The organism is Streptomyces sp. NPDC052236 (genome assembly GCF_044548015.1).
Taxonomy (GTDB): Bacteria; Actinomycetota; Actinomycetes; order Streptomycetales; family Streptomycetaceae; genus Streptomyces.
The window spans coordinates 521903-536341 of record NZ_JBIUBL010000001.1; the positions used below are offsets into that span (position 1 = coordinate 521903).

The window sequence follows — 14439 nt, forward strand, 5'->3', positions numbered from 1 at the left end:
CTTCGTACTTCCCCACCTCCGTACGTCCGCTCGTACGTACACACGCATGCACACCCATCCGCTCAAGGGGGACCCTTCCCATGTCCGACCGCCCGTCACAGCAGCCCGTGCTGCAACTCCAGGAACTGACCCGTGTCCACGGCAGTGGCGCCACCGAGGTACATGCCCTGCGCGGCATCAACCTCGATGTCTTCCCCGGCGAACTCGTCGCCGTCATGGGCCCGTCGGGCTCCGGAAAGTCCACGCTGCTCACCATCGCGGGCGGGCTCGACATCCCCACCTCGGGACGGGTGATCGTCGAGAACACCGACATCACCACCGCGGACCGCAAGACGCTCGCCGCCCTGCGCCGCCGCAGCATCGGCTACGTCTTCCAGGACTACAACCTCATACCGGCCCTCACCGCCGCCGAGAACGTCGCCCTGCCCCGTGAACTCGACGGCATGTCCGCGCGCAAGGCCCATGCCGAGGCGGTCGCCTCGCTGGAGGAGATGGACCTCGGTCAGCTCGCCGACCGCTTCCCCGACGAGATGTCGGGCGGCCAGCAGCAGCGCGTCGCCATCGCGCGCGCCCTGGTCGGCGATCGCCGTCTCGTACTGGCCGACGAGCCGACCGGCGCCCTCGACTCCGAGACCGGCGAGTCCGTACTCGCCCTGCTGCGCGCGCGCTGCGACGCCGGGGCGGCGGGCGTTCTCGTCACCCACGAGCCCCGCTTCGCGGCGTGGGCCGACCGGGTGGTCTTCCTGCGCGACGGAGCGGTCGTCGACCAGACTCTCCGCAGCCAGGCCGACTCGCTGCTCTCCGGCCAGGCGGCCGAACTGTGAAGAGCTGGTATCACTCCTGGGTGGCCGCGATCCGGATCGCCCGCCGCGACGCCTGGCGCTTCAAGGGACGCAGCTTCCTCGTCCTCGCGATGATCGCCCTGCCCATCCTCGGCGTCAGCGCCGCGGACCTGACGCTGCGCAGCGCGGAGCTCTCCACCGAGGAGAGCCTTGAGCGCAAGCTGGGGGCGGCAGACGCCCGGGTCTCCGATCCCGGCATGGGCGGTACGCCCATCCACCAGGTCCCGGACGGCGAAAACTACGCCCCGGTCAAGAACTTCGACAACGAGCCGTGGCCCGATGGCTCGACCGACGTCAAGAAGGCCCTGCCCGCAGGCGCCAAGTCCCTGACGGACTCGACGGGCGCCGGCAAGCTGCACACCGCACACGGACTGCTGAACACCGAAATCCGCGAGCTGAACTCCTCGGACCCGATGGCCAAGGGCATCATGGTCGTGGACCGCGGCCACCTTCCGCGCAAGGCCGATGAAGTCGCCGCGACCACCCACTTCTTGGAGACCAGCGGGCTGAAGGTGGGCTCCACCCTCATGGCGCGCGGGCTCGACCTGAAGTACACAATCGTCGGCGCGTACGAGCTCCCCGACTCCCTCAAAACCGACCAGGTCCACGCGCTCCCGGGCGCTCTGCTCGCACCCCTCGACAAAGCCCTCGAAGCGGCGGACCTGCCCGGCACGGAGACATCCAGCACGTATCTGGTGGACGTCAGCGATGGTTTCACGTGGAACATGGTCAAGGAGACCAACGCCAAGGGCGTGATAGTCGTTTCACGCGCTGTCATGCTGGACCCGCCGGCCAAATCCGAGATTCCGCTCTACCAGCAAGACGGCTGGGGCACTTTCGAGGACAGCCCGGCCGCCAAGGCCGGCGCGCTCGCGGCGGCAGGGACCGTCGTCGGCCTCGCCATGCTGGAGATCTGCCTGCTGGCAGGGCCCGCCTTCGCGGTCGGCGCCCGGCGCTCGGCCCGCCAGCTCGGTCTGGTCGGCGCCAACGGCGGCGACCGCCGTCATATCCGCGCCATCGTGCTCGCCGGCGGTCTGGTGATCGGTGTCGCCGCGGCCGTGGTCGGCACGATCCTCGGTGTGGCCCTCACTTTCGCGCTGCGGCCCGTGCTCGAGGAGTCCTTCGGCAAGCGCTTCGGCAGCTTCGATGTACGGCCGCTGGAACTGCTCGGCATCGGGCTGCTGGCTGTTCTCACGGGCCTGCTGGCCGCGATCGTGCCGGCCATCACCTCCTCCCGGCAGACCGTGCTGGCCTGCCTCACGGGCCGTCGCGGCGTACGCAGGAGCAGCCGCGTGCTGCCGGTGATCGGGCTGATAGCGGTGGCGCTGGGCGCCGCGATCGCGCTCTACGGATCGCTGATGACCGACCAGTTCATTGTCGTCGCGGGCGGCAGCGCCATTGCCGAACTGGGTGTGGTCGCGCTGACCCCCGCCCTGGTGGGGCTGTTCGGCCGGATCGGCTCCATCCTGCCGCTCTCTCCGCGGCTCGCGCTGCGTGACGCGGTACGCAACCGGGGCCGTACGGCTCCTGCTGTCGCGGCGGTGCTGGCCGCCGTCGCGGGCACAGTCGCCGTGGCAACGTACGCCGCGAGCCAGGACGCCCAGAGCAGGGCCGCGTACGAGGCCTCGCTGCCGCACGGCGCGGTCTCTGTGACGCTGGAGGCGGACGGCCGGCGGGAAGTCCCGGCGGTGCGGGCCACCGTGCAGAAGATGCTGCCCATCGACGTACGGGCCGATGTGGACCGGGTCTCCGTGGGGAAGGCCAGCTGCTCGATGTACGACAGCGGGGAGGGCTGCGGGCGCTACGAAGTCGTCGTGCCGGTGGCCAACCAGTGCCCGATGTGGGTGTCCGACCCGGCCAAACCGGACCAGGACCCGGCGGAGAGGTTCACCACGGCCGAGCGGCGCAAGCTCGCCGACGACTGGCGCTGCAAGAAGGACGGGAACGGCGAGCTGCTGATCGGCGACGCGAAGCTGCTGAAGGTCCTCGGGATCGAGGACCCGGCCGCCGAGAAGGCCCTGGCAGAGGGTCAGATCGTGTCGTTCGACAAGGCCTACATCGACAAGGGAGGAAAGGTCGGCATCCTCCTGATCACCGACAACGAGGCGGCCGACGAGGCCGCGAACCTGGGCAAGAAAATACCGGGCGAGACGAAGACGTTCACCGCGCACCAAGTCGCCGGTGAGCCCAAGTCGTACGGCGTCGGATTGATCATGTCACCTGAGGCCGCCAAGGCCGGGGGCCTGACCACGGTCCCGCTCGGCGCGTACTACTCCACCGACAAGATGCCGAGCAGCGAGCAGCGCCAGCGGCTGGACAGTGAGCTCGACAAGACCGGCAGCTACATCATGCTCACTGTCGAGGACGGCTACACCAGCGAGAACAGCATCATCCTGCTGGCGCTGACCGTCTTCGCCGGGCTGATCACCATCGGTGCTGCGGGTATCGCCACGGGCCTCGCCCAGGCCGATGCCGAGGCCGATCTGAAGACGCTCGCCGCGGTGGGCGCGCCGCCGCGGGTGCGCAGGACGCTCAGCGGGTTCCAGTGCGGTGTGGTGGCCGCGATGGGTGTGGTGCTCGGCTCGGCGGCGGGTGTGCTGCCCGCGATCGGGCTGCGGCTCACCGAGCGGCGTGAGCAGATGGGGTTCTACCAGAAGGCGTTGGACCAGGGCTGGGGCGGCGCGAATTCAGTCCCGCACGTACCGATCCTGGTGCCCTGGGGAACGCTGGCCGCGCTGCTCATCGCGGTTCCGATCGGCGCGGCGATCCTCGCGGCGCTGGTCACCCGCTCCCGCGGGTCGCTCTCGCGACGCGCGGCGATCTGACCGGCAAGCCGGAGCTGACAGGCGTAACCAGCGGGTTTGTGCCTCCGTACAAGGGTGGATCACTCTTGTACGGGGGCACACCGTGTGGTGACGAGCATGTGCGAGAGAATGGCGGCATGGAGATGCCGAGGAATGAACGGTCGCAGGAGAGCCCCCACGTCCTTGTCGTGGGACAGGACGGAATGGCACTCGGCGGCGGTAACGCTGACGACGAGTCGCGCGAGGTCCCGGTGACGGAGATGGTCGAACAGCCTGCCAAGGTCATGCGTATCGGCAGCATGATCAAGCAACTGCTGGAGGAAGTAAGGGCAGCCCCTCTGGACGAGGCGAGCCGGGTCCGGCTCAAGGAGATTCACTCCAGCTCGGTGAAGGAGCTGGAGGACGGCCTCGCGCCCGAGCTGGTGGAGGAGCTGGATCGCCTCAGCCTTCCCTTCACCGACGAGGCGATCCCCTCCGAGGCCGAACTGCGCATTGCGCAGGCCCAATTGGTGGGCTGGCTGGAGGGTCTCTTCCACGGGATCCAGACCGCCCTGTTCGCCCAGCAGATGGCGGCGCGCGCCCAACTGGAACAGATGCGCCGCGCCCTCCCGCCCGGCGCTTCCCACGAGGACGACGAAGAACCGCAGCACGGCGCGCTCCGCTCCGGCCCGTACCTGTAAGCCTGTAAGCCGTACAGGCTCCCGTACGTCCGTACTGCTGAAGCCCGGCCCGCCGTTGGCGGTCCGGGCTTACGCCTGTCCGGCGGCAGCCGCGGGTGAGAGGAGGAGCACCTTGCCGACATTCGCGCCGGATTCCAGCACCCGATGCCCCTCCGCCGCCTCCGCCAGCGGCACCGTGCGGCCCACGACCGGGCGGATCCGGCCGCCTCCGATCAGCGGCCAGACATGCTCCCGTACGGCCGCGACGATCGCCGCCTTCTCACCGAGCGGGCGCGCGCGCAACGACGTCGCCGTGATGGCCGCACGCTTGCCGAGCAGCGTCGCCAGGTTCAACTCACCTTTGAGGCCGCCCTGCAGGCCGATCACGGCCAGGCGGCCGTTGACCGCGAGCGCACGCACATTCCGGTCCAGATACTTCGCTCCGACGATGTCGAGGATGACGTCCGCACCCGCCCCGTTCGTCGCCTTGCCGATCTCCTCGACGAAGTCCTGCTCGCGGTAGTCGATCAGGATGTCCGCGCCCAGCTCCGCACAGCGCGCCAGCTTCTCGGGCCCGCCCGCGGTGACCGCCACCCGCGCGCCGACCGCCTTCGCGAGCTGGATCGCCATCGTGCCGATGCCGCTCGCACCGCCGTGGACCAGCAAGGTCTCGCCCGGCCGCAAGTGCGCGATCATGAATACGTTCGACCACACGGTCGAGGTCACCTCAGGCAGTGCCGCGGCCGTGGCCAGGTCCAGGCCGTCCGGCACAGGCAGCAGCTGCCCCGCAGGCACCGCGACCTTCTCCGCGTAACCGCCGCCCGCGAGCAGCGCGCACACTTCGTCACCCACGCTCCACCCGGACACACCGGGCGCCAGCGCGGCGATCCGGCCCGAGCATTCCAGCCCGGGGTACGGCGACGCACCGGGCGGCGGGTCGTAGAAACCCTGCCGCTGGAGCAGATCGGCGCGGTTCACGGCGCTGGCCACGACCTCGACGAGGACTTCCCCCTCGCCGGGTACGGGATCGGGCACCTCGGCCCAGACAAGCGCCTCGGGACCACCGGGCTCGGGAATCGTGATCGCATACATGGCGGCGAGGCTACTCCGGGGTGAGGCTACTGAGGGGAGTTGAGGGCCGTTGCCCTGGCCATGGGGTCATGGGTCATGGGGTCATGGCCAGGATGTTTCACGTGAAACATCCTTCCCCGGCACCTGGAGGCGTCCAAGGGAGGTCCAGGACTTCCAGCTCGTCACCGGCGCGTGCGCCGCCGGGCGGGACGACGGCGAGAGCGTCGGCGGCGGCGATGCCGCGCAGCATGGCCGGTCCGTTGTAGTGGAGCGGGAGGAGCCCGTCTGTGCGGTGGGCGACCGGCACAAGGCGGGTGTCGTAGGGGTGGCCGTGCACCTCCTCGCGTACAGGCATCCGGTACGGGGCGCGGGCGGGGTGCCCCGCCAGTGCGCGCAGTAGCGGCTCGGCGAGAGTGAGAAGCCCGGAGACGGCGGCGAGGGGATTGCCGGGCAGCCCCACCAGGTATCTGTCGTGTCCGCCGTCGAGCCGGGCCAGGAGCATTGGATGGCCTGGGCGTACGGCGACTCCGTCGACCAGCAGCTCAGCGCCCGTCTTCCGCAGGACCGGGTGCACATGGTCGACGGGTCCTGCGGCCGTGCCGCCCGTGGTCAGGAGCAGGTCGGCGTCGGAGGTGGTGACGGCCCGGTGGAGGGCTTCGGCGTCGTCGCCGAGCCGGCGCGTGGCGAGAACCTCGACGCCGAGGGTGCTCAGCCAGGGGCCGACCATCGGCCCGAGCGCATCGCGAATCAGGCCGTCGTGGGGGAGTCCGGCGTTGAGCAGTTCGTCGCCGAGGACGAGGATTTCGACGCGCGGCCGGGCGACGGTGCGCAGTTCGTCATAGCCGGCCGCGGCGGCAAGGCCGAAGACCGCGGGGGTCACCAGGGACGCCGGGGGCAGGAGCTGGTCGCCGGAGCGGCACTCCTGACCCCGTGGCCGGATGTCCTGGCCGGGGGCCACCTCGCGCTCGGCGTAGAGCAGTCGCTTGTCCGCGTCGGTGCGGGCATGTTCGCTGCGGATCACCGCGGTGACTTCGCGCGGGATACGGGCGCCGGTGGCAATCCGTACGGCCGTGCCGTCGGGCAGCGGCGGCGCGTCGCCGTGCCCGGCGAGGATCGAGCCGTCCCCCCGGATCCTCCATGGACCCGGGCCCGCGACGGCCCAGCCGTCCATGGCGGAGGTGTCGAAGGACGGCAGATCGCAGAGCGCGGTGAGCGGCTCGGCGAGCACTTGGCCCAGGGCCTGGTCGAGGGGCACGTGCCGGGTACGGGGCGGGGCGGCGCGCCCGAGGCTCGCGGCGAGAGCACGGGCGTCGGGCCATGCGGTGGCGCGATGCCGGGCCGTGCCGGAGGCCGGGACAGGGGCAGGGATGGTGCCGGGGGGCGGCTGCTGTCGCGTCCGGCGGCCGTCGACGGCGAGCGCGAGGGCTTCGTCGACGCCGTCCACCTCGGGCTCGTTCACGGCGTCGTTCACGGCGTCGTCCACAGCCTCGTCCACGGCGTCGGGCTCTTGGTCCTGACCGGTCATCCGGCGTCGGCCTCATCCGTCTTGGCGGCCTCGTCCGTCTTGCCTGCCTTGGCGGACTGGTCCGCCTCGGCGGTCTCGGCGGCCCAGCGTGCGGCGAGAGCGGCGGCCTTACGGGAGGCCTCCGCGACCGCCTCCGGGCCGCCACCTCCCGCCGTGGCCGCCGCATAGCCCACCAGGAAGGTGGTGAGCGGCGCGGCGGGGCGGGCGACGCCGTGCGCCGCGTCCCGGGCAAGGTCGAGCAGGACGCCGATGTCGACGTCGAGTTCGATACCGAGTTCGTCCTTGACTGCGGTGATCCATTCGTCCAGCACGTTCCCATGCTCCCTGATATGGGCCCGGGCTGCGGAGATGTCCTCCCAGGTGTCGCAGTCGAAGGAGGCCAGTGGCTCCGCGTCGACCCGGGCGAGGTCCAGTTCCTGTGTCAGCAGACGCAGCGGCAGGCCGCTCAGACTGCCGTGCTCAGTGGCGAGGAGGGCGAGTTCACGGCGCAGCGGTTCGGTGCGGTACGCCGCGACGAGAGGCTGGTCGCGGCCACCGGGATCGGTGAGGAGAGCCGCCTCCCGCCCGCTCGTGCCAAGGGCGCCGATGAGCTGCCGTACCGTCCGTTCCCCCAGGAACGGCAGGTCGGCCGAGAGCACCAGGACGGCCTGCGCCTCGACCTGCCGCACCCCGGCGTCCAGCGCGGCCAGCGGCCCGCCGCCCGGGGGCTCCTCACGCGCCCAGACCACGGGGCGCGCGGTGGCCCGGCGTCCCCCGACGACAATGGTGCGTCCTGCGTCGCGGCACACTCCGAGCACCCGGTTGAGCAGGGGCCGCCCGCCCACGCTCACCGCGGGCTTGTCGGACCCGCCCAGCCGCTTCGCTCCGCCTCCGGCGAGCACGATGGCGTCATACGCGGTCATCCCTGAAGTATGGGCCGTGATCGCGCGGGCGGGGAGTCCCGAGGGGATCTCTCTTCCTGTGTAGGCGGATGTGTACGCGTACGTGTACGCGCCTACAGAGTGCGCAGCAACACCTCCGGACGCTCCACGCAGTCGGCCACATACCGCAGGAAGCCGCCCGCCGTGCCGCCGTCGCAGACCCGGTGGTCGAAGGTCAGCGACAGCTGAACGACCTGCCGGACCGCCAGCTCGCCCTGGTGCACCCACGGCTTCGGCACGATCCGGCCGACGCCGAGCATGGCCGCCTCCGGGTGGTTGATGATCGGCGTGGACCCGTCGACGCCGAACACCCCGTAGTTGTTCAGTGTGAATGTCCCGCCGGTCAGGTCCGCCGGAGTCAGTCTCCCCTCCCTGGCCACCTCCGTCAGACGCGCGAACTCCGCGGTCAGCGACTCGGCCGAGCGGGTGTGCGCGTTCCGTACGACGGGGACGACAAGCCCCCGCTCGGTCTGCGCGGCGAACCCGAGATGCACCTCCGGCAGGCGCACGATCTCCCTGGCTTCCATGTCGACCCTGGAGTTGAGCTCCGGGTGACGGGCGAGCGCGGCCGTACAGATCCGGGCGAGCAGCGCGAGGAGCGAGATCTTCGGGCCGCCGACGTCGTTCATGGAAGCTCGGGCGGCCATCAGCCCGGTCGCGTCCGCGTCGACCCAGCAGGTCGCGTCGGGGATCTCGCGCCGGCTGCGCGACAGCTTGTCGGCCACGGCGCCGCGCACGCCGCGCAGCGGTATGCGCTCACCGCTTGCCCCGGCGGCGGCCGGAGCCGACGGCTCGCTGGTCGTCTGAGCGGTCGTCTCCGCGGTCATCTCGGTTCCACGCAGGGCGGACTCGACGTCCGCCCGCAGGATCAGACCGTCCGGTCCTGACCCGGTCAGTCGACGCAGGTCGACGCTGTGTTCACGTGCCAGCCTGCGCACGAGCGGCGAGATGACCGGCACGGGTCCCGGCGCCGCAGCCGGTACCAGTGTCGCGGCAGGCATCGCAGCGGGTGACCCCGGGCGGAGACGACGCCTGCGGGCCGCGGGCGCCCCCGTCCCGTACCCGACCAGCACATTGCCGGACGATTCAGAGGACTCAGACGACGCAGACGCCTTGGAGACTTCAGAGGACGCAGAGGACGCAGAGGATGCAGAGGCCTCGTGGGCAGAACGCGAGCCGTTCGCGCCCCCCACCAGTTCCGCCGCACCCACGGCGACCGTCAGCAGAGGTGCCCCGACCGGCAGTTCCGTGCCCTCCTCACCGAAACGCGCGGTCACCACACCCCCGTACGGGCACGGCACCTCCACCATCGCCTTGGCCGTCTCGACCTCGACGACCGGCTGATCGATCGCGACAACATCGCCCACGGCCACCAGCCAGCGCACGATCTCCGCCTCGGTCAGCCCCTCCCCGAGGTCCGGGAGTTTGAATTCGAGCACCTGGGCCATCAGCTCTCCGCCTCCCACTGCAACCGCGCCACCGCGTCCAGCACCCGGTCCACTCCCGGCAGATGGTGCCGCTCCAGCATCGGCGGCGGATACGGAATGTCGAACCCGGCGACCCGCAGCACCGGCGCCTCCAGATGGTGGAAGCAGCGCTCCGTCACCCGCGCTGCGATCTCCCCTCCGGGGCCGCCGAATCCCGCGGACTCATGGACGACGACCGCCCGGCCCGTGCGCCGCACGGACGCGCAGACCGTCTCGTCGTCGAACGGCACCAGCGAGCGCAGATCGACGACTTCGAGGTCCCAGCCCTCGGCTGCGGCAGCCTGCGCCGCCTCCATGCAGACCGGCACGGATGGCCCGTACGTGATGAGGGTGGCGCTGCGCCCGGAGCGCCGCACGACGGCCCGGCCTATCGGCTCGACCGCGGACGGCGCGTCCGGCGACCACTGAGCCTTCGACCAGTACAGCCGCTTCGGCTCCAGGAAGACCACCGGGTCATCGGAGGCGATCGCGGCCCGCAGCAGCCCGTACGCGTCGTCGACGGTCGCGGGCGTGACGACATGGAGCCCCGGAGTCGCCATGTAGTACGCCTCGGACGAGTCGCTGTGGTGCTCGACGCCGCCGATCCCGCCGCCGTACGGCACGCGCACGGTGATCGGCAGCGGCATCCCGCCCCGCGTGCGGTTCCGCATCCGCGACACATGGCTTATCAGCTGCTCGAACGCCGGATAGGCGAAGGCGTCGAACTGCATCTCGACAACAGGCCGCAGCCCGTACATCGCCATGCCGACGGCCGTGCCGAGGATGCCCGCTTCCGCCAGCGGTGTGTCCGTACAGCGGTCTTCGCCGAACTCCTTGGCGAGCCCGTCCGTGACCCGGAAGACCCCGCCGAGCGCGCCGACGTCCTCCCCCAGCACATGCACGGCCGGGTCCTCGGCCATCGCGTCGCGCATCGCGCGCTGCAGGGCCTGCGCCATCGAAGCGGGTTTCACCGCGGCCGTGGTCATTGCGCCTCTCCCGCCGCGTCCAGTTCGGCGCGCAGCTGTGCCGCCTGCTCCCGCAACTGGCTGGTCTGCCCGGCGTAGACATGCGCGAACAGATCCATCGGGTCCAGGACCGGGTCGGCGTTCATCCGCTCGCGCAGATCGGCGGCCATGGTTTCGGCCGCGTCGGCCGCCGCCCGTATGCCGCTCTCGTCGAGCAGCCCGCGCTCCGTCAGCTCACGCTCCAGCAGCTTGATCGGATCGTGCGCACGCCAGGTCTCGACCTCACTCTCGGCCCGGTAGCGGGTCGCGTCGTCGGCGTTCGTATGGGCCTCTATGCGGTACGTGACGGCCTCGATCAGTGTCGGACCGCCACCGCGCCTGGCCCGCGCCATGGCCTCGCCGAGCACCTGGTGCACCGCGACCACGTCGTTTCCGTCCACGAGCCGGCCCGGCATTCCGTACCCCACGGCCTTGTGGGCCAGCGAAGGGGCGGCGGTCTGCTTGGCCAGCGGCACCGAGATCGCGAAGCCGTTGTTCTGGACGAGGAAGACGACGGGGGCGCGCCACACCGCGGCGAAGTTCAGCGCCTCGTGGAAGTCGCCCTCGCTGGTGCCGCCGTCGCCGACCATGGCGAGCGCCACGACATCGTCGCCCTTGAGCCGGGCCGCGTGCGCCAGCCCCACGGCATGCGGCAGCTGGGTGGCGAGCGGGGTGCACAGCGGGGCCGTGCGGTGCTCACGCGGGTCGTAGCCGGTGTGCCAGTCGCCGCGCAGCAACGCCAGCGCCTGTACGGGGTCGAGGCCCCGCGCCACGGCCGCGAGAGTGTCGCGGTAACTGGGGAAGAGCCAGTCCCGCTCCTCCAGCGCCAGCGCCGCCGCCACCTCGCACGCCTCCTGCCCGGTGCTCGACGGGTAGACGGCGAGGCGGCCCTGCCTGGTCAGCGCGGTCGCCTGGGTGTTGTAGCGGCGGCCGCGCACCAGCTCCCCGTACAGCCGCAGCAGCAGCTCGGGGTCGGCTCCGGCTGCGGCGTCCGTGCCCAGCACGCGGTACGGCTCGGGGTCCGGGAGCAGTGGTGCGGGGTCTGTGCGGGGAGTCCACGCCGGGGGCGGGGTGGGCCGGTAGGCGACAGCGGCGCCGGGGGGCTCTTGGACCGTCATGCTGCTTTTTCTCAACGCGAGCACCTCCTCGTGGGAGCGACGACGACAGCGACGACAGAAGCGACGATGTGCGCGACGACGACGATGGGGCGAGGCGGCACGAGTGCGGCGCGCCTCACCTACCGATTGTTCGGTCGTGAGCGCATTTTGGCTACAGGCACCTCCAGCCTGTGGACAAACGGTTCTCCACAGCCTGGTATAGAGACAGGACGTCCATGGTAGAGAGGCGGGGGGACATGGCAGCTGAACAAATGGCCGAGGGCGGGGACCGGGCGGAGCAGGTTCCTCCGCCGCGCCCGCTCGATGCCATCGACCGCGACATCCTGCGCATCCTCCAGGCGGACGGCCGCGCCTCGATCCGCTCGGTGGCCGACCGGGTCCATGTCTCCCGCGCCAATGCGTACGCCCGCATCAACCGGCTCATCGACGACGGGGTGATCCGTGGCTTCACCGCGCGCGTGAACCACGAACGTGCAGGTCACGGCGCGTCCGCCTACATCACGCTCAAGATCGTGCAGAACTCCTGGCGCACCGTGCGCGAGCAGCTGCAGGCGCTGCCGGGGGCCGCGCACATCGCGCTGGTCAGTGGTGACTTCGACGTGCTGCTGCTGGTGCACACCCCGGACAACCGCACGCTGCGCGAGCTCGTCCTGACCAGGCTCCAGTCGATTCCGGAGGTGCTGTCCACCCGCACGCTGCTGGTGTTCGAGGAGACGGACCTCGACATCGGCCCGGGGCAGATATCCGGACCGCCCCGGGACAGCGAGCCGACCCCGTAGCGCTCACTGCGACCGGATTACGTGCGACTGGAGTACCAGGGCTCACCGCGACTGGAGTACTAGGACCACTAGGACTACTAGGGCTGGATACGCGGCCCGTCGTCCGTGCGCAGACCGTCGAAGGCCAGCCGTACGACGGCCTCGGCGACCTGATCGCCGTCGTAGCCGCCCGCCGCGTGCGGCCGGTACCACTCCACCAGGGAGTTCACCATGCCGAAGAGCAGCCGGGTCGCCAGCCGGATGTCCATGTCCGCCCGCAGGTCGCCGTCCGCCGCGGCTGCCTTCAGCAGATCGGCGACCCGCTGGTCGAACTCGCGGCGCCGCTCCAGCGCCCACCGCTCGGTCTTGGTGTTGCCCCGTACGCGCAGCAGCAGCGTCACATAGGGCAGCTCGGCCATCAGCACCTCGACCGTGCGCCGGGTCACGTACTCGACCCGCTCGATGGCCCGCCCCCGTACGGCCGACGGCTCCTCCAGGATGGCGAAGAGCGAGTCGAGCGCCCGGCTGACAGCACGCCGCAACAGCTCCTCCTTGCCCGCGACATGGTGGTAGATCGAGGACTTGGATATGCCCGCCGCCTTGGAGAGGTGCTCCATGGAGGTGCCGTCGTATCCGCGCTCGTTGAATATCCGGACGGCGACGGTCAGCAGCGTCTCCGGGGTGTACGTGTCGCGCTTGGCGGTGGTCATGAGCCGTCCTCCTGGGGGGCCGCGTACGACCACTGATGCAGCGCGAGGGATCGTGCGTAGCGTCCGGTCGGCACACTCTCATGGAGGTTGCCGAGCAGTTCCCACGCCCAGTCGCGCCCCAGTTTCTCATTCCATTCGAGGGGCCCCAGGGGGTAGCTGACCCCCAGGCGCATCGCCGTGTCGATGTCCTGCCTGGTCGCGGCCCTCTTGGCGGCCGCATCCAGCGCCAGGTCCACGAGCATCGCGACGGTACGGGCCACAATCATGCCCGGCACGTCGCCGATGACGCTGACCTGCTTGCCGAGCGCCTGGAAGAGGCCGGTGGCCTCCTTGAGCGTCCGCTCCTCGACGTGCTGCGCGGCGCCGAGGGCGATCCGGGTGGCGGACTGGTAGTCCAGTGCCAGGTCGAAATAGACCACATCGCGGAATTCAGCGGATGTCTGGCCGTCGGCGAGCGCCAGCTGACCGCCGCTGGGCAGCAGCAGCCGCGTTCCCTTGTCCTCGTCCTCCTGGCGCACCGTGATGCCCGCTTCCCGGATCATCCCGATCAGCGCCCCGGCGGGCCCGAGGTCACCCTCGACCACGACGTACTCGGGGGCGTCCGCCCGCTCCGCGGTGTGCGGCGCCGGCTTGGTCTCCCCTTCGGCGTACGAGAACCAGCCGCGGCCGGACTTGCGGCCCAGGCGGCGCGATTCGACCAGCCTGCGCTGCGCGAGGGAGGGGATGAATTTGGGGCTGTGGAAGAAGGCCTCCCAGACGGAGCGGGTGACGGCCTCGTTGACGTCCTGGCCGATCAGGTCCGTGAGCTCGAAGGGGCCCATGGCGAAGCCGCCGGACTCCTTGAGGATCGCGTCGATGGTGGCGGGATCGGTGCCGTGCTCCTCGTGGACCGCGAAGGCTTCCGCGTAGAAAGGGCGGGCGACGCGGTTGACGATGAAGCCGGGTGTGTCCGCGCAGCGCACGGGGGTCTTCCCCCAGGCCGCGGCCGTCGCCCGCGCGCGCGTGGCCGTCGTTTCGTCCGTCGCGTGGCCGCTGACGACCTCGACGAGCGGGAGCAGCGGCGCCGGATTGAAAAAGTGCAGCCCGACAAAGCGGCCAGGGTGGATCAGCGCGCCTGCGATGGCCGTGACGGAGAGGGAGGAGGTGTTGGTGGCGAGGAGGCAGTCGTCCGCGACGATGCCCTCCAGCGCCGTGAACAGCTCCTGCTTGACCGTGAGCTGTTCAAGGACCGCTTCGATGACGAGCGCGGCGTCGGCGAGCTCGGTCAGAGCGGCGGCCGGGCGCAGCCTGCCGCGGGCGGCGTCACGCTCGGCGGCCGCCATCCGGCCCTTCTCGACCAGCCGGTCCAGGCGCACCCTGATGGCGTCCGCGGCCTCGGCCGCCCGTCCGGGAAGCGCGTCGTAGAGGCGTACGGGGTGCCCGGCGACCAGGGCGACCTGGGCGATGCCCTGCCCCATGGTTCCGGTGCCGACGACGGCGACGGTACGGCTCCGACCGATGGGGTCGACGGGAGTATCAATGGGGTCGACGGGGTTCATGGGAGCGATCCTCCCCGATGAGTT

General features: G+C 70.8%; 12 protein-coding genes. 4 read left to right on the forward strand and 8 right to left on the reverse strand.

The window, feature by feature from the left end; translation table 11 throughout:
• The first annotated feature begins 80 nt into the window (after positions 1–80).
• The 3 genes from ACIHCQ_RS02490 (at position 81) to ACIHCQ_RS02500 (ending at position 4326) form a co-directional block, all read left to right on the forward strand.
• Complete coding sequence (locus ACIHCQ_RS02490; protein WP_399657002.1) at positions 81–824, forward strand: ABC transporter ATP-binding protein; 744 nt, start codon at positions 81–83, stop codon at positions 822–824.
• Positions 821–3667 carry an FtsX-like permease family protein gene (locus ACIHCQ_RS02495; RefSeq protein ID WP_399657004.1) on the forward strand — a complete coding sequence of 949 codons (2847 nt, stop codon included), beginning with the start codon at positions 821–823 and terminating at the stop codon, positions 3665–3667. The genes ACIHCQ_RS02490 and ACIHCQ_RS02495 overlap by 4 nt, the downstream gene beginning before the upstream one ends.
• A 116-nt stretch (positions 3668–3783) precedes the next feature.
• Positions 3784–4326, forward strand: coding sequence for a bacterial proteasome activator family protein (locus ACIHCQ_RS02500; RefSeq protein ID WP_399657006.1), 543 nt, complete (start codon positions 3784–3786; stop codon positions 4324–4326).
• A 69-nt stretch (positions 4327–4395) separates the two neighbouring features.
• Here the strand turns inward: ACIHCQ_RS02500 and ACIHCQ_RS02505 are convergent, their stop codons facing one another.
• The 6 genes from ACIHCQ_RS02505 to pdhA form a co-directional block, all read right to left on the reverse strand.
• Positions 4396–5397 carry an NAD(P)H-quinone oxidoreductase gene (locus tag ACIHCQ_RS02505; protein ID WP_399657008.1) on the reverse strand — a complete coding sequence of 334 codons (1002 nt, stop codon included), beginning with the start codon at positions 5395–5397 and terminating at the stop codon, positions 4396–4398.
• A 97-nt stretch (positions 5398–5494) separates the two neighbouring features.
• Positions 5495–6901 (reverse strand): molybdopterin molybdotransferase MoeA, encoded by a 1407-nt coding sequence (locus ACIHCQ_RS02510; protein WP_399657010.1) that lies wholly within the window; start codon positions 6899–6901, stop codon positions 5495–5497.
• Positions 6898–7803 (reverse strand): NTP transferase domain-containing protein, encoded by a 906-nt coding sequence (locus ACIHCQ_RS02515; RefSeq protein ID WP_399657012.1) that lies wholly within the window; start codon positions 7801–7803, stop codon positions 6898–6900. The genes ACIHCQ_RS02510 and ACIHCQ_RS02515 overlap by 4 nt, the downstream gene beginning before the upstream one ends.
• A 92-nt stretch (positions 7804–7895) precedes the next feature.
• The gene (locus tag ACIHCQ_RS02520) at positions 7896–9269 is read right to left on the reverse strand and encodes a dihydrolipoamide acetyltransferase family protein (protein WP_399657014.1); all 1374 of its coding nucleotides are present in this window, start codon (positions 9267–9269) and stop codon (positions 7896–7898) included.
• Positions 9269–10273, reverse strand: a complete 1005-nt coding sequence (locus ACIHCQ_RS02525) for an alpha-ketoacid dehydrogenase subunit beta (protein ID WP_399657016.1) — start codon at positions 10271–10273, stop codon at positions 9269–9271. The genes ACIHCQ_RS02520 and ACIHCQ_RS02525 overlap by 1 nt, the downstream gene beginning before the upstream one ends.
• Positions 10270–11409 (reverse strand): pyruvate dehydrogenase (acetyl-transferring) E1 component subunit alpha, encoded by a 1140-nt coding sequence (gene pdhA / locus ACIHCQ_RS02530; RefSeq protein ID WP_399657018.1) that lies wholly within the window; start codon positions 11407–11409, stop codon positions 10270–10272. The genes ACIHCQ_RS02525 and pdhA overlap by 4 nt, the downstream gene beginning before the upstream one ends.
• Positions 11410–11660: 251 nt before the next feature.
• Here pdhA and ACIHCQ_RS02535 point away from each other — a divergent pair, with 251 nt between their 5' ends.
• Entirely contained in the window at positions 11661–12188 is a 528-nt protein-coding gene (locus tag ACIHCQ_RS02535; RefSeq protein ID WP_399657580.1) for an Lrp/AsnC family transcriptional regulator, read from the forward strand.
• A 77-nt stretch (positions 12189–12265) separates the two neighbouring features.
• Here ACIHCQ_RS02535 and ACIHCQ_RS02540 read toward each other — a convergent pair whose 3' ends face one another.
• Positions 12266–12877, reverse strand: a complete 612-nt coding sequence (locus ACIHCQ_RS02540; RefSeq protein ID WP_399657020.1) for a TetR/AcrR family transcriptional regulator — start codon at positions 12875–12877, stop codon at positions 12266–12268.
• Entirely contained in the window at positions 12874–14415 is a 1542-nt protein-coding gene (locus tag ACIHCQ_RS02545) for a 3-hydroxyacyl-CoA dehydrogenase (protein ID WP_399657022.1), read from the reverse strand. The genes ACIHCQ_RS02540 and ACIHCQ_RS02545 overlap by 4 nt, the downstream gene beginning before the upstream one ends.
• Between the last annotated feature and the right edge of the window lie 24 nt (positions 14416–14439).